This is a genomic window from Aeromonas sp. 97A (genome assembly GCF_051919185.1).
GTDB lineage: Bacteria > Pseudomonadota > Gammaproteobacteria > Enterobacterales > Aeromonadaceae > Aeromonas > Aeromonas veronii.
Map to the genome: position 1 here is coordinate 3,588,102 of NZ_JBQBFF010000001.1, position 15,203 is coordinate 3,603,304.

Genomic DNA, 15,203 nt, shown 5'->3' on the forward strand with positions numbered 1-15,203 from the left:
TCTGACGCAAGCCTGAACAGACGGCGAGAGTGGTGTTTTTTTGGGCAATCGGCGGGCTGTCAGCGCGGTAACTGACACTCGGCGTGGCAAGGACAGCTGACCAGATGATCGTTCACCATCCCCACCGCCTGCATAAAGGCGTAACAGATGGTGCTGCCGACGAAGTTGAAGCCGAGCTTCTTGAGCGCTTTAGACATGGCATCCGACTCCGGCGAGGTCGCCGGAATATCGCCGTTGCCTTGCCGCTGGTTGACGATGGGGGCGCCGCCGACAAAGCCCCACAGGTAGTCGGCGAAGTCGATCCCCTGCTCCTGCAACGTCAGATAAGCGCGGGCATTTCTGATGATCGACTGCACCTTGAGCCGGTTGCGGATGATGCCGGTGTCCTGCATCAGCCGCTCTACATCCTGCTCGTCAAAGCGGGCAATCTGCACCGGATCAAAGTCGGCATAGGCGCGGTAATAGCTCTCGGTGCGCTTGAGGATGGTGATCCACGACAGCCCAGCCTGCTGGCCGTCGAGGCAGAGCTTGGCAAACAGCTCACGGGCGTCATAGACCGGCCTGCCCCACTGTTTGTCATGGTATTCAATGTATTCCGGGTCTTTGGTCACCCAGGCGCAGCGCAGTTCCATTTCCTCTCCCTTGTTATTTCAGCGGTGTGCCCGACCCTGCCCACTGTGCAGGCGGCACTGCTCACATCATATACCGGACATCCCGCCCGACCAGCTACAGCGCAGCACCATCCCGCGAATCCGCTGCAATTTCGCCTATTATCCGACCATGCCAGACGGTATACTCCCTCGGTTCACATTCAGCAAATCTTGCTCTGATTTTCACTTCGCGCGAAAAAAATTATGCAAAAATTCGATGTCAAAACCTTTCAGGGCCTGATCCTGCAGCTGCAGGACTATTGGTCCCGCCAGGGCTGTACCATCATTCAGCCGCTGGATATGGAAGTGGGTGCCGGTACTTCCCACCCCATGACCTGTCTGCGTGCCCTGGGCCCGGAGCCCATCGCCTGCGCCTACGTGCAACCGTCCCGCCGTCCGACTGACGGCCGCTACGGTGAAAACCCGAACCGCCTGCAGCACTACTACCAGTTCCAGGTGATCATCAAGCCTTCCCCCGACAACATTCAGGAACTCTATCTGGGCTCCCTGAAAGAGCTGGGCATGGATCCTGAAATCCACGACATCCGCTTCGTGGAAGACAACTGGGAAAACCCGACCCTGGGTGCCTGGGGTCTGGGTTGGGAAGTGTGGCTGAACGGCATGGAAGTGACCCAGTTCACCTACTTCCAGCAAGTTGGCGGCCTCGAGTGCAAGCCGGTCACCGGCGAGATCACCTACGGTCTCGAGCGTCTGGCCATGTACATTCAGGGCGTGGACAGCGTCTACGATCTGGTCTGGTCTGATGGCCCGCTGGGCAAGACCACCTACGGCGACGTGTTCCACCAGAACGAAGTGGAGCAATCCACCTACAACTTCGAACACGCCGATGTGGAGTTCCTGTTCCACTGCTTCGAGCAGTACGAGAAGGAAGCCCAGAATCTGCTGGCACTGGAAAAACCGCTGCCGCTGCCTGCCTACGAGCGCATCCTCAAGGCCGCTCACTCCTTCAACCTGCTGGATGCCCGCAAGGCCATCTCGGTCACCGAGCGTCAGCGCTACATCCTGCGCATTCGCACCCTGACCAAGGCCGTAGCAGAGGCATACTACGCCTCCCGCGAAGCGCTGGGCTTCCCTATGTGTCAGCGCAGTGAGAACAAGCAAGGTTAAGGAACGGACATGGCACAACATACATTTCTGGTAGAGATCGGTACTGCTGAGCTGCCGCCCAAAGCCCTGCGCTCCCTGGCCGAAGCCTTTGCCGACAACTTCAAAGCCGAACTGACCAAGGCCGATCTGGCCTTCGGCGACGTCGAGTGGTTTGCTTCACCGCGCCGTCTGGCGCTGAAGGTAAGCGAGCTGGCTGGCGAACAGCCGAGCAAGAGCGTCGAGAAGCGCGGCCCGGCCGTGGCTCAGGCGTTCGATGCCGAAGGCAAACCGACCAAGGCTGCCGAAGGCTGGGCCCGTGGCAACGGCATCACCGTTGAGCAGGCCGAACGTCTGGTCACTGACAAGGGCGAGTGGCTGGTTCACACCGCCAAGGTCGAAGGCCGTCCGGCCAAAGAATTGCTGGGTGAACTGGTCGCCTCTGCGCTGGCCAAACTGCCGATCCCGAAGATGATGCGCTGGGGCGACAAGACCATCCAGTTCGTGCGTCCAGTGTTCACCGTGACCCTGCTGCTGGATGGTGAGCTGGTTCCCGCTCACATTCTGGGTATCGACTCTGCCCGCACCATCCGCGGTCACCGCTTTATGGGCGAGAGCGAGTTCACCATCGACAACGCCAGCCAGTACCCGCAGATCCTGCAGGAGCGCGGCATGGTGATTGCCGACTTTATGGCCCGCAAGGCCAAGATCAAGGCTGACGTCGAAGCGGCCGCAGCCGCCTTCGGTGGCGTGGCCGATCTGGACGACGCCCTGCTGGAGGAAGTGACCGCACTGGTCGAGTGGCCGGTGGTGCTGACCGCCAACTTCGAAGAGAAGTTCCTGGCCGTGCCGGCTGAAGCGCTGGTGCACACCATGAAGGGTGACCAGAAGTACTTCCCGGTCTACGACAAGAACGGCAAGCTGCTGCCGAAGTTCATCTTCGTCACCAACATCGAGTCGAAAGACCCGAGCCAGATCATCAGCGGCAACGAGAAGGTGGTTCGCCCCCGTCTCTCTGACGCCGAATTCTTCTTCAAGACCGACCTCAAGCAGACCCTGGCCTCCCGCCTGCCGCGCCTTGAAACCGTGCTGTTCCAGCAACAGCTGGGCACCGTCAAGGCCAAGGTCGAGCGTATCGAGACCGTCGCCGGCTTTATCGCCGAACGTATCGGTGCCGACGTGGCTCAGGCCAAGCGTGCCGGTCTGCTCTCCAAGTGTGACCTGATGACCAACATGGTCGGCGAGTTCACCGACACCCAGGGTGTCATGGGGATGCACTACGCCCGTCACGATGGCGAAGACGAAGCGGTTGCCGTGGCCCTCAACGAGCAGTACATGCCGCGCTTTGCCGGCGATGCCCTGCCGTCCGGTCTGGTTGCCTGCGCCGTCGCTCTGGCCGACAAGTTCGACACCCTGGCCGGTATCTTCGGCATCGGCATGCTGCCGAAGGGTGACAAGGACCCGTTCGCCCTGCGTCGCGCCGCCATCGGTGCCCTGCGCATCATGACCGAGAAGCAGCTGGATCTGGATCTGGTTGAACTGGTTGAAGAAGCGGTACGCGTCTACGGCGACAAGCTGACCAACAAAACCGTCGTCACCGACGTGGTCGACTTTATGCTGGGCCGCTTCCGCGCCGCCTATCAGGACGAAGGCATCGGTGCCGACGTGGTGCTGGCCGTGCTGGCCCGCCGCCCGACCCGTCCGCTCGACTTCGATCGTCGCGTCAAGGCCGTCAGCCACTTCCGCACGCTGGATGCCGCACTGGCTCTGGCTGCCGCCAACAAGCGCGTGAGCAACATTCTGGCCAAGGTTGAGGTTCCATTGCCGACTACCGTCAAACCGGAACTGCTGGTCGATGCCGCCGAGAAGGCGCTGGCCACCCAGGTTGCCGAACTGCAAGCCGAACTGGCCCCGCTGTTCGCCGCCGGTGACTATCAGGCTGCCCTCACCCGTCTGGCCGCCCTGCGCGAGCCGGTCGATACCTTCTTCAACGAGGTGATGGTGATGGCCGACGACGAGGCCCTCAAGGCCAACCGTCTGGCGCTGCTGAACAACCTGCGCAACCTGTTCCTGCAAGTCGCGGATATCTCCCTGCTGCAGTGATTCTGGTTGAGTAAGTGATATTAGAAACGGCGCCGTAAGGCGCCGTTTTTTGTTTAGAATAGCGAAATACTCCGCAATGAGGATTAAAAATGGCGATCGAGACAATAAACACAAGTTCTGTTGAGGAATTTTGGGAATATATCTCACCGATAGGGAAATTCGCTTCAAAACTTAGGAGGCCAATATATAGAGGCCAAGGAAATGCATCTTGGCCTCTCACTCCGTCCGTATTACGTTCAGATTTAATAGATAAATATCTAGACTCTCGCCATATAGCACATCATTCAGAAACGGATTTCATTATACTTTTCGAATATTTAATGATTGCAGACTTTGTAAATATGTGTGATCAGGCTGGTTATGATATACCAGCAGAGTCTGACGACTTTAGAAGGTCTATCGACCTCTCCACTTTTGCGGATAAACATCATAGAAATGCATCTGATTGGCCATCTAATAAATATTATTCTATTTTAGCTCTCGCACAGCATCACGGGATTCCTACTCGTCTTCTAGACTGGACATATAACCCCATCGTCGCATCATATTTTGCTACATCTCAAACTCTCAACATGCAGAATAGCGAGCATCCTTTAGCTGTCTGGATAATAGATAAAGAGGATATTCTTGCTAATAGTAGTAAAAGAATAGAAATAATCAGTGTTCCCGGAGGTACAAGCAAGAATTTAGCAGCCCAAAAAGGTTGTTTTATGATTTGCCGCAAAGAACATGGTGTAACACGAAACGATAAGTTTCTAAAAGGAACATATGAGAACCTAACAAACAATACATTGGATGAACTAAATATAAAAACCTACAAAATAACACTGCCAAATAATTTTGCCCCAGAACTATTTAAGCTATGTGGGAAGTTTCATATTTCTTCGGCAACATTATTCCCAGGAATAGATGGAATTGCACGCTCAGTGCTTGAGTTTCAATTAGCGAAGAAAAAGGGTGGCTGGTTATAATTTTTCATTCTCTAATAATATGTAGGCGGTAGGTTCGATTAGCCGTCAGGCGTAATCGGACGTTCGCGTAAATAGGTTCTATCGCCATCACGGCCAGCCGATTTCCCCTCCGGCTGGCCGCCCCTGAATCACGGCAACAACCGCAATCAAAGCCTCTCGATCGTCCGATTACGCTGCGCTAATCGAACCTACAGGGGGGTAATGAGCTGTTATCATTTGAGACAGTGCCCAGCGCCGCCACGCCCAAGAGGAAAGTCATGGATATACCTGCCGCCCCGTCCCCCGCCATCTGCCAGCTGTGTCAGGAGAAAGCCGATCTCGACTTCGATTTCACCATGGCCTTTCAGCCCATCGTTGATTGCAGCCAGCGCACCATCTTCGGCTACGAGGCGCTGGTGCGGGGGCTCAACAACGAGCCGGCGCAGAGCGTGATTGCCCGGGTCAACGATGGCAATCGCTACCGCTTCGATCAGTTGTGCCGGATCAAGGCCATCGCACTGGCCGCCCGCCTCGATATGCGGGGCATGCTGAGCATCAACTTTCTGCCCAATGCGGTCTATCGCCCGGAGCGCTGCATCCGCACCACCCTGCAGGCGGCCCGCGAGCACCACTTCCCCATCGAGCAGATCATGTTCGAGCTGACCGAGGTGGAGCAGGTGCAGGATAGCCAGCATCTTCGCGGTATCGTCGATCACTATCAGGCCCTCGGCTTCAAAACGGCGATCGATGACTTTGGCGCCGGTTACTCGGGCCTCAACCTGCTGGCCGATTTTCACCCCAACATCGTCAAGCTCGATATGCACCTGCTGCGCGGCATCGACCATGACCCGACTCGGCAAGCCATAGTGCGCCACTGTCTGGCGCTGTTTGCCGAGTTGCAGATCACCCCGCTGGCGGAGGGGATCGAGACCCGCGAAGAGATGGCCTGTCTGCGGGAGATGGGCATCAGCCTGATGCAGGGCTATCTGTTTGCCCGCCCCGGCTTCGAAACCCTGCCCGAGGTGGATTTCGCCAGCCTGTAAGCAAATCGGCCTGCACTGACCCCCTCAGCCTACTCCCGCCCGAATAAGAAAACGGACACCCGAGGGTGTCCGTTTTTATGTCATATCACCTTGCCCCGAGGGGCTATGTGCTGACGGTTTACAGATAGCTCTCATCGACGCCGATATGAGCCAGCGCAGCCAGTTCGAGCGGCGTCAGCTGGCTGGCGGAGTCGATCATGGTCGGCTCGCCACGGGCGGACCCGGGCAGTTGCAGCCGCTCCTTGAGCGCATCGGTCAGGCTGCCCACCAGATTGCCCATGCGGGTCAGGCGGGAGACCAGCACAGCCTCAGGGCTGCTTTCGCTATCGGCAAAGCCGGAGACCTGAGCCACCGCGAAGTCGCAGATAGCCCTGGCCCGATCACCAAAAGCCCCTTCCAGCTGTTGCAGCACCTGCCGTGCCTCGCTGTCGCCGAGACGCCCCAGCTCCGCCTGCATATGGCCGGTGTCAAAGCGCAGTCGCGCCCCGGCATCGAGCCGATCCTCCAGCTTGCCAGCCGTATGGTTCACCCACGCCTGATCGGTCTGACCGGCAAACTGCATCAGGCCGCCCAGCACCAACCGCTGGTTGGGACGCGCCGAGGCGAGACTGTCGAGGGCATGACCAAGGGAAGAGCCCTTGGCGTCGCTGCCGCTGGCCAGAGAGAGCGCCAGAGTACGCAGGGTTTGCAGATCGCCGCGGGTCTGCAACTTGGCCATGTGGGAACTGTTGATGGAGCCATCGGCAATGTGTTGATGCAGGGCGTTGAGATCGCTGCTGCTCAGGGTCACCTCGGTCGAGGTTTGATCCCGCAGCAGGTAGCTGGCCTGATAGCTGATAAGATCCAGCGCCAGCTTGTAGCCGGTGGCCGGGGTCTGACGCGCCATGGCGACCTGTTCGCGGGCAGCCCCTTTGCTCTCACCGCTTTGGACGGGTGCCGCATCCGCAGTGGTGGCCGCACTTTGCGCCGGTTCGCCAGCGATTTCAGCCTTGACGGCCCGCTGCAGGTCGGCCACTTCACCCATCGCGGTGTGCAGCTGGCTCATCGCATCCTGCAGCAGTTCGGGGGTGGCGCTGGCGAGCAAGTCGGTCACCTTGCCCCCCACAGTGCCCCACTGCTGGAGCGGGATACCGGCGATGGGGCGGGCCAGCAGCCCGGCAGCCAACTCACGAAGTTGCGGCTGCTCGGAGCCGATGACAACGGCCTGCAACGCGGTGCAGAGCGAGCGCAGTGGGCCGTTGCCGGTCGCCAGAGTGGCGTGCTCCTTGCCCAGTTGTTCGGCGGCGATGTTGTTCAACACGTCCGCCTTGGCAAAGCCACCCAGCGAGCTACCAAATGCAGCCTGCTTCATCAGGCGCTGAAGATCCTCGGGGGACGTGGCGGTTTGCGCCTTCGGCGCAGCAGCACTCTTGCCGCTCCCCAGCAGGTTGCCGATCCACTCTTTGATGGCCACGAACGGACGGGCCAGTTGGGCCCCCAATCGCGAAAGCAGCCCCTGCCCTTTTTGCGGTTCGCTGCGGTTGCCCAGCAAGATCGCATCTTGTCCGGTGGCAACCTGACGTGCCTCCAGCTGGCCCATCCGGCCAACCCCTGTGGTTGCATCACTGTGGTGAGCGACGGCCTGTGTGCCGACGGTGTTTGCTTGAATCTGCATGATGATTGTCTTCTTGTGATGTTTCGCCGCCAGTCTAGGAGAGGCCATCAACAGGGACTATCGGGATTGGTCGCGATTTTTGTACTGAGCGCGGTGCGCTATTTCGCTGACCGAAAAGCTAAAAAAAGAGAGCCACCATTAACAGTGCCGCTGGCGGTGACCTGCTCTAATGGCGCCATCATCAATCTGGAGCCATCAATGAACTCTCTTTATCACGCCGCCATCCACCAGCTGTTTCTCTCCCTCTCGCTGCCTGCGCCGCAACAGGAGGAGAGCGTCACCAGCCTGCAGATCGGCGAACTGACCTGCCATCTGACCGAACACCCGGCCGACTATCTGCTGATGTTTACCCGCCTCGACGCGGCCACCAGCGCTCAGGCCGCCGCCCAGAACCTCTTCAGTCAGGACCCGTGCAAACCGGTACTGGGTTTCGATACCGAGAGCCTGACACCGGTACTGTGGAGTCGCCAGCCCTTGCAGCAGCTGGATCGCACCCAGATCCACCACCAGCTGGAGCAATTGGTACACGCCGCCAGCGAGATCAACAAAGGCCAGGACGGCACTATCCGGCCTTGAGCCATTGACGTGACCACACCCCACGTCACCATAGATGGATAACTACACCTCTGGCCTGAGCAATCTGGGCAGCGGGCCCCCGGACTGGTATGGTTTTGCCATCAATTCATCAACGACCGAGATATCATGAAACGCAAAACCATGGCCCTGCTGCTGGGCACCCATCTGCTGGTCGCGGCGGCAGGCTTTGCCGCCGGTGTCTACACCCTGCCGATCCTGATCGCGCCACCCGCCCCTGATACCGAGCAGGTAGCGGCCAGCCAGCAGCAAGCGAGATTCCACGGCACCTTTCGCCGGGATCTGAAAGACAGCGATCGGCTGCATTGGGGGGAAGGCAAGGTGAGCATAGGGCCGGATGCCGTCAGCCTGATGGGCAAGCTGGCCCCCGGGCCGGACTACCAGCTCTACCTCTCCCCCGAGTTTGTCGAGACCGAAGCCGATTTTGCCCGCCTCAAGGATCAGATGGTGCGAGTCGGGCCAGTGAAGACCTTCGACAACTTTATCGTGCCGCTGCCCGCCACGATCGATCCGGCCCGCTACAGCAGCGTGATCGTCTGGTGTGAAACCTTCGGCCAGTTCATCACCGCCGCCCGTTATCAGGATCTGCGTCTGGAGCAGTAACCTCGCCCCAGACCCGCACCATGACAAAGGGCTGACATCGCTGTCAGCCCTTTGGCTATCCGATCCGCTCGTCATTAACGCTCCGGCTTGGTCATCTCCCGCAGCAGCTGATCGATGCAGCCTACGACCTGCTCTGAGTTCTGCTCTATCTCGCGGTAGAGAGCCTCCGCCTCTTCATGCTTGTGCTGATTTTTCAGCTCGATAATCTGCTGGATCACCTGATGCAATCTGGCGTGGGGGGCGGCGATCGCCCTGAAGGCGGGTTGATCGCCGCAGCATGCCTGCCCTTCGCTGAAGTACCAGTGGCCAAGGCGGCACTCCTTGTCACTGACCGCCTCGCTGCGCGACAGCCCCTCCTGCCCATCCAGATAGGCACGCACCCGGGTCTTCCAGCCCATATGAGCGGCGCGCGCGCGACTCAGCACCATCCGCACGTTGGAACCATCCTGGAACTGCCCGGCCAGATCCCCCAGCTTGTCCACCAGGGTCGCCACATGGCTGGCGATATGGGCGGTATCCCGCGCCACCAGCGTGGTGGCCTGGGAGATCTCGTGGACGCTGACGATATTGCGGGTGATCTCGTCGCTCACCGAGGATTGCTCCTCCGAAGCGGCAGCGATCTGGGTATTCATGTCGCGAATGCTGTTGACCGCCCCCTTGATCCGGCCGAGGGCATCTCCCGCCTGATTGGCCCGTTCCACCGACTCCCCCGCCCGCGAGACGCTGTGTTCGATCATGGTCACCGTGGTGCCCACCGCCCGTTGCAACTGCTCTATGGTGCCGCGGATCTCGGCGGTGGAGTGCTGGGTGCGCCCGGCCAGCGAGCGCACTTCGTCGGCTACCACCGCAAAACCGCGCCCCTGTTCACCGGCCCGGGCCGCCTCGATGGCAGCGTTGAGAGCCAGCAGGTTGGTCTGCTCGGCGATGGACTGGATCACCGCCAGCACAGAGCCAATCTGCTCGCTGGCCTTGGCGACCTCTTTCACCGTGTTGCCCGCGCTGGCGATCTCCTCCGCCAGCTGTTCGATCATGTTGACGCTCTGCTGCACCACCTCATCACCGGTGACCGCCTGATTGTCCGCTTCGTTGGCCGCTTCGGCCGCCTGTGCCGTGTTGTTGGCCACCTCGTGTACCGTGCTGGTCATCTCGGTCATGGCGGTGGCGAGCTGGGTGGTCTGCTCCTGCTGGCGCGTCATGCTGCCAAGGTTGCCCGCCGCACTGCGCGACAACCGCTCACTCTCGCCAGCCAGTTCACCCAGAGTGGTGGTGAGCTGGCTGATGGTATCGCGGATCTTGGCAACAAAGCCATTGAACGCCGACCCGAGCCGGCGGATCTCCTCCGGCCCTGCCACCGGCAGCTTGCTGCCGAGATCGCCGGAGCCATTGGCCAGCGCCTCCAGCGCCTTGACGCTGTCGAGCAGCGGACGGCTAAGACGCGCCAGCACCACCACCAGCGCCACCGCAATCAGAGCGGTGCCAAGTAGCGCGATCATTACCATCTGCCAGCTCTGGCGTACCAGCGCGGCTGCCACCTCACTGTGATCACGCGCCAACTCGATCACCCCGACCGCCTTGCCGGAGAAGTCGCGCAACGGTGCCGCCATCACCAGAAAATCGCTCCCCTGCTGCTTGATGGTGGTGAAGCGGCTCTCTCCCGCCAATACCTCCTGATACCAGTCCACCGACTCACCAAGCATGGAGGTACCAGTCAGCATAACGGGTTTACCCTGTTCAAACAGATAGATGGCAAGGCGACTGTCCTTGCCCAGCAGATCGGCAAACAGCGAGGTGTCGAGGGCGCGGCCAAACTCCACCGAGCCGACCGACTGACCATTGAAAGTGACCGGTACTACGCCGCGGATCCCGGTGCCGCCCTGACCGGTCTCCAACCCGCCGACCGGTTGATGATTGCGGTTCACCTCGACCACTGCCAACCGTGTAGTAGAGAGGTCGTCGCCATGATTTGCGGGCTTGTGTACCCGATAAAGGGAAGTAGCCGGGGGAATGTGAAAGTGAAACTGCTCGATCCCCTGCGCCTTGATGGCGGGCCAGAGCGGATCAAACAGATTGGCGAGGGTCTGCCAATCCTTGTCGGCCACCGCTTTGGCTGCATCCGGCCGCTGGGCGATCAGAGTCGCCGCCAGCACGGTTTCATGGCTGGTGTTTTTGATCACCGCTTCCACGTTCTGGAGCTGGCTCCGCAGTGCAGCCTGCTCGGCCGCGAGCGCCCGCTGGCGATTTTCAAACAGATTAAAGGTAAGCAGCACCACGGCGAGCAATACGATGCCGCCGATTGCCAGCAGCGTGATCTGGTGACCCAGCTTGCGAGGGGGGAACATAAGACACCATCCTTGACAGTCATACCCAACCTACAGGATGGAACGGTTAAGTCGGGAGTCCATCATAACTTAACCCTTTGTTGATATTGATCAAACGATTAACAGGCAAAATGCGAGGTGGGTCAAACGGGGGGAATATCCACCAGATAGAGGGCCATTCCCTGCTTCGTGAGAGGCCCTGCATCCAGACAATAACCAACCCGCAGGCTGGCGAACGGATTAACGAAAACGGTGCAGGTGGTAGTCGACATGGTAGTCGTTACCATTGCGGAACATGATGGAGTAGTTGAGGAACTCTCCGCTCTCGCTGTATGAGAGCGAGGTGAGCCGCAGGATAGGGGTCCCCTGCTCGATATGGAGCAGCTCGGCAGTAACCCGATCCGCCAGCACGGCACTGAAGCACTCATAGTTACCCGCAATCGCGATGCCGCACTCCCGTTCGATGTAGTCGAATTTGGACCCTTCCAGATGGGCGACCGACAGATTACGAAACAGTCTGACCGGCATATAGCTCTCTTCCAGCAGCAGAGCCCGACCATCCACCGAGCGGATCCGGCTGGAGTAATAGACGGATTCATTCACCTTCACCCTCAGCTGACTGGCGATGGCCGGTGGCGCAGGCATGGTGTGAAATTCCAATACCTGGCTGGTCAAAGTGCGCCCCTGCTCGCGCATCAGTTCGGTAAACCCGCTCAGCCCTTTTGTCTCATGCTGGACATCCTTTTTCGTCACATAGGTGCCGCTGCCGTGGCGCCGCTCGACCAATCCCCACTCGATCAACATGTCTACCGCTTTGCGAATGGTCATGCGGGAGACACCATACTGTTCTGCCAGCGCTTTTTCGCCCGGCAACACATCTCCCACCCGGCACTCGGCACCGTTTACCCTGATCCTGAGTCGATCAGCCACCGATTTATAGATCACTGCTAGACATCTCCTGTGGTCACAACGCTAACCATCTTATTCTGAATCAAGTAGCTAAATTGCTTAAAAACAATAACTTAACTTTCAACTAAAGCTGCAAGAACATCACAAAACCAAGAGGTACAACAATATCGCAAAAGTTAGACATCTTTGTCTAAATAACTGCATGCGTCAGATCACATTATTCCAAGATATTTCATGAGGTCTCTTTTTATCGTTGCTAATTTGCATCAGGCAACACCGGCAAGGATTCGATTAGCTATTTCAACCAAGGGACAATATATGCTCAGTCAAATTCAACGTTTTGGCGGAGCAATGTTCACTCCTGTACTGCTTTTTCCTTTTGCAGGTATGGTAGTAGGCATTGCAATTATGCTGAAAAACCCGATGTTTGTCGGTGAATCACTGGCAAACCAACAGGGATTATTCTTCCAGATCATCCATATTATTGAAGAGGGTGGCTGGACAGTATTCAGGAATATGCCGCTTATATTTGCGATTGGCCTGCCAATCGGTCTGGCAAATAAGGCACAAGCCAGAGCCTGTCTGGCTGTATTGGTCAGTTTCATGACCTGGAACTATTTTATCAACGCTATGGGCATGACCTGGGGCAGTTATTTCGGGGTCGACTTCAGTCAGGATGTGGGGGGTGAAAGTGGCCTCGCCATGGTGGCGGGGATCAAAACCCTGGATACCAGCATCATAGGGGCCATCGTCATCTCCGGCATCGTGACGGCACTACACAACCGCCTGTTTGATCGCCAACTGCCGGTCTTTCTCGGCATCTTTCAGGGCAGCTCCTTTGTCACCATTGTCGCCTTCTTCGTGATGATCCCCTGCGCCTGGCTGACCCTGCTTGGCTGGCCAAAAGTACAGATGGGCATCGCCTCCCTGCAGAATTTCATGCTGGTCTCGGGTCCGGTCGGGGTGTGGGTATACACCTTCCTCGAGCGGATTTTGATCCCGACCGGCCTGCATCACTTTATCTACGGCCCATTCATCTTCGGCCCAGCGGCAGTAGAGGGGGGCATTCAACTCTACTGGGCGCAGCACATGCTGGAGTTCAGCCAGAGCACTCGCCCGCTGATTGAGCAGTTCCCTCAGGGTGGTTTTGCCCTGCATGGCAACTCGAAGATTTTCGGTGCCATGGGGATTGCCTTGGCCATCTATGCCACGGCAGCCAAAGAGAACAAGGCCAAGGTGGCAGGCCTGCTGATCCCGGCCACCCTGACCGCCATTCTGGTCGGCATCACCGAGCCGCTGGAGTTCACTTTCCTCTTCATCTCGCCGCTGCTGTTTGCCATCCACGCCCTGCTGGCAGCCACCATGTCGACTGTGATGTACCTGTTTGGTGTGGTCGGCAACATGGGTGGAGGTCTGCTCGACCAGTTCCTGCCGCAGAACTGGATACCCATGTTCCACAACCATGCGGGAATGATGTTCACCCAGATCGCTATAGGATTGGTCTTTACCGGCATCTGGTTCCTGATATTCCGCGCGCTGATTATCAGGCTCAATCTTAAAACACCGGGCCGGGAAGACAGTGAAATAAAGCTTTATTCCAAGTCAGATTATCAGGCAGCCAAAAGCCAGCGTGGCAGTGATAGTGCAACACAAATTATCGAAGCGCTTGGTGGAGTCAAAAATATACGCAGTCTGAATAACTGCGCCACCCGCTTAAGAATATCGTTGGTTAACAGCAAGCTGGCAGCAGCAGATGAGGAGTTTATTAAATTGGGTGCCCATGGGGTCGTCCGCCATGGCGATAGTATCCAGGTAATTATCGGTCTGTATGTACCTCAGGTACGTGAAAATATGGAATCGATTATGAACAACAGTCATCAACAATCGTCTTTAGTAATGGAGTCATGATCATGAAAAAATTCTCTGTAGTCATTGCCGGTGGTGGCAGCACTTTTACTCCTGGTATCGTTCTGATGTTGCTGGAAAATCAACATCGCTTCCCGCTCAAGGAGATCAAATTCTACGACAACGATGGTGCCCGTCAGGAGATCATCGCCGAAGCCTGCAAAATCTTGCTGAAAGAGAAGGCTCCCGAGATCGCCTTCAGCTATGGCACCGACCCCAAAGCAGCGTTTAGCGATGTAGATTTCGTCATGGCCCATATCCGGGTTGGCAAATATCCGATGCGCGAGCTGGACGAGAAGATCCCGCTGCGTCATGGCGTGGTCGGTCAGGAGACCTGCGGCCCGGGCGGTATCGCCTATGGCATGCGCTCCATCGGCGGAGTGCTGGAGCTGGTCGACTATATGGAGCAGTACTCACCCAATGCCTGGATGCTCAACTACTCCAACCCGGCCGCCATTGTGGCCGAAGCGACCCGTCGCCTGCGTCCCAACGCCAAAATCCTCAACATCTGCGACATGCCGATCGGGATCGAGGGACGCATGGCCCAGATTGCCGGTCTCAAATCCCGCAAAGAGATGCGAGTACGCTACTACGGCCTCAACCACTTTGGCTGGTGGACCCGCATCGAGGATCTGGAAGGTAACGACCTGATGCCGAAGATCAAGGAGCACGTCGCCCGCCACGGCTATGTGCCCAATAGCGCCAGCCATGCCGAAGCAAGCTGGAACGATACCTTCGCCAAGGAAGGATGTATGGGCGCTCGACCCGGATACCCTGCCCAACACCTATCTGAAGTACTACCTCTACCCGGACTATGTGGTGGCCCACTCCAACCCGGAACACACCCGCGCCAACGAGGTGATGGAGCACCGCGAGAAGCAGGTCTTCACCGCCTGTACCGACATCGCCAAGGCAGGCAATTCAGCAGCGGGCGAGCTGGAGATCGATGAACACGCCTCCTATATCGTTGACCTGGCAACCGCCATCGCCTTCAACACTCAGGAGCGGATGCTGCTGATCGTTCCCAATCGCGGCGCCATCCCCAACTTTGACCCGGAAGCCATGGTCGAGATCCCCTGCCTGGTCGGCAGCAGCGGGCCAGAGCCGTTGCAAGTGGGCAGCATCCCGCTGTTCCAGCAGGGCATGATGGGCCAGCAGGTCGCGGTCGAGAAACTGGTGGTCGAAGCCTGGGTTGAGCACTCTTACCAGAAACTGTGGCAAGCCATCACCCTCTCCAAGACAGTGCCCAGTGCATCGGTGGCCAAGTCCATTCTGGATGACTTGATAGAGGCCAACAAAGCCTACTGGCCGGAACTGAAATAACCCGCCCATAAACAAAAACCCCCTCGTGACAGAGGGGGTTTTTCGTC

11 protein-coding genes and 1 pseudogene are annotated in these 15,203 nt (G+C 58.1%); 8 read left to right on the forward strand and 4 right to left on the reverse strand.

Going from position 1 to position 15,203, the window contains the following annotated elements; all coding sequences use genetic code 11:
- Positions 1-59: 59 nt before the first annotated feature.
- A complete protein-coding gene (locus ACTG27_RS16300; RefSeq protein ID WP_439979966.1) occupies positions 60-632 on the reverse strand; it encodes a DNA-3-methyladenine glycosylase I in 573 nt (190 codons plus the stop codon).
- 222 nt (positions 633-854) lie between these two features.
- On the opposite strand from ACTG27_RS16300, the gene glyQ reads away from it, so the two are divergent.
- The 4 genes from glyQ (at position 855) to ACTG27_RS16320 (ending at position 5,850) form a co-directional block, all read left to right on the forward strand.
- Positions 855-1,778 carry a glycine--tRNA ligase subunit alpha gene (glyQ, locus tag ACTG27_RS16305; RefSeq protein ID WP_005339464.1) on the forward strand — a complete coding sequence of 308 codons (924 nt, stop codon included), beginning with the start codon at positions 855-857 and terminating at the stop codon, positions 1,776-1,778.
- 9 nt (positions 1,779-1,787) lie between these two features.
- Positions 1,788-3,857 (forward strand): glycine--tRNA ligase subunit beta, encoded by a 2,070-nt coding sequence (glyS, locus tag ACTG27_RS16310; RefSeq protein ID WP_109112314.1) that lies wholly within the window; start codon positions 1,788-1,790, stop codon positions 3,855-3,857.
- Between the two features lie 89 nt (positions 3,858-3,946).
- A complete protein-coding gene (locus ACTG27_RS16315) occupies positions 3,947-4,828 on the forward strand; it encodes an FRG domain-containing protein (RefSeq protein ID WP_139405525.1) in 882 nt (293 codons plus the stop codon).
- Positions 4,829-5,085: 257 nt separating this feature from the next.
- On the forward strand, positions 5,086-5,850 hold the full coding sequence (locus tag ACTG27_RS16320) for an EAL domain-containing protein (RefSeq protein ID WP_439979969.1): 765 nt from the start codon (positions 5,086-5,088) through the stop codon (positions 5,848-5,850).
- A 118-nt stretch (positions 5,851-5,968) separates the two neighbouring features.
- On the opposite strand, the gene ACTG27_RS16325 is transcribed toward ACTG27_RS16320, so the two are convergent.
- The gene (locus ACTG27_RS16325) at positions 5,969-7,504 is read right to left on the reverse strand and encodes an ADP-ribosyltransferase (RefSeq protein WP_439979970.1); all 1,536 of its coding nucleotides are present in this window, start codon (positions 7,502-7,504) and stop codon (positions 5,969-5,971) included.
- Positions 7,505-7,702: 198 nt separating this feature from the next.
- On the opposite strand from ACTG27_RS16325, the gene ACTG27_RS16330 reads away from it, so the two are divergent.
- The gene (locus ACTG27_RS16330) at positions 7,703-8,080 is read left to right on the forward strand and encodes a CesT family type III secretion system chaperone (RefSeq protein WP_019446305.1); all 378 of its coding nucleotides are present in this window, start codon (positions 7,703-7,705) and stop codon (positions 8,078-8,080) included.
- A gap of 126 nt (positions 8,081-8,206) precedes the next feature.
- Positions 8,207-8,701, forward strand: a complete 495-nt coding sequence (locus ACTG27_RS16335) for a DM13 domain-containing protein (protein WP_127008331.1) — start codon at positions 8,207-8,209, stop codon at positions 8,699-8,701.
- Positions 8,702-8,775: 74 nt separating this feature from the next.
- On the opposite strand, the gene ACTG27_RS16340 is transcribed toward ACTG27_RS16335, so the two are convergent.
- Positions 8,776-11,040 carry a methyl-accepting chemotaxis protein gene (locus ACTG27_RS16340; RefSeq protein ID WP_439979971.1) on the reverse strand — a complete coding sequence of 755 codons (2,265 nt, stop codon included), beginning with the start codon at positions 11,038-11,040 and terminating at the stop codon, positions 8,776-8,778.
- A 219-nt stretch (positions 11,041-11,259) separates the two neighbouring features.
- Positions 11,260-11,964 carry a GntR family transcriptional regulator gene (locus ACTG27_RS16345; RefSeq protein WP_439979972.1) on the reverse strand — a complete coding sequence of 235 codons (705 nt, stop codon included), beginning with the start codon at positions 11,962-11,964 and terminating at the stop codon, positions 11,260-11,262.
- Between the two features lie 282 nt (positions 11,965-12,246).
- Between ACTG27_RS16345 and ACTG27_RS16350 the strand changes: the two genes are divergently transcribed.
- Positions 12,247-13,836, forward strand: a complete 1,590-nt coding sequence (locus ACTG27_RS16350) for an alpha-glucoside-specific PTS transporter subunit IIBC (RefSeq protein ID WP_439980528.1) — start codon at positions 12,247-12,249, stop codon at positions 13,834-13,836.
- Positions 13,833-15,156: pseudogene (locus tag ACTG27_RS16355) on the forward strand (6-phospho-alpha-glucosidase). The gene ACTG27_RS16350 and the pseudogene ACTG27_RS16355 overlap by 4 nt, the downstream one beginning before the upstream one ends.
- Positions 15,157-15,203: the final 47 nt, after the last annotated feature.

What these genes read in the sequence shown, in the direction of transcription:
- ACTG27_RS16335 (WP_127008331.1), top strand. Translation starts at nt 8,207, where the DNA reads ATGAAACGCAAAACCATGGCCCTGCTGCTGGGCACCCATCTGCTGGTC.
- glyQ (WP_005339464.1), top strand. Translation starts at nt 855, where the DNA reads ATGCAAAAATTCGATGTCAAAACCTTTCAGGGCCTGATCCTGCAGCTG.
- ACTG27_RS16315 (WP_139405525.1), top strand. Translation starts at nt 3,947, where the DNA reads ATGGCGATCGAGACAATAAACACAAGTTCTGTTGAGGAATTTTGGGAA.
- ACTG27_RS16325 (WP_439979970.1), bottom strand. Translation starts at nt 7,504, where the DNA reads ATGCAGATTCAAGCAAACACCGTCGGCACACAGGCCGTCGCTCACCAC.
- ACTG27_RS16330 (WP_019446305.1), top strand. Translation starts at nt 7,703, where the DNA reads ATGAACTCTCTTTATCACGCCGCCATCCACCAGCTGTTTCTCTCCCTC.
- ACTG27_RS16350 (WP_439980528.1), top strand. Translation starts at nt 12,247, where the DNA reads ATGCTCAGTCAAATTCAACGTTTTGGCGGAGCAATGTTCACTCCTGTA.
- ACTG27_RS16300 (WP_439979966.1), bottom strand. Translation starts at nt 632, where the DNA reads ATGGAACTGCGCTGCGCCTGGGTGACCAAAGACCCGGAATACATTGAA.
- glyS (WP_109112314.1), top strand. Translation starts at nt 1,788, where the DNA reads ATGGCACAACATACATTTCTGGTAGAGATCGGTACTGCTGAGCTGCCG.
- ACTG27_RS16320 (WP_439979969.1), top strand. Translation starts at nt 5,086, where the DNA reads ATGGATATACCTGCCGCCCCGTCCCCCGCCATCTGCCAGCTGTGTCAG.
- ACTG27_RS16340 (WP_439979971.1), bottom strand. Translation starts at nt 11,040, where the DNA reads ATGTTCCCCCCTCGCAAGCTGGGTCACCAGATCACGCTGCTGGCAATC.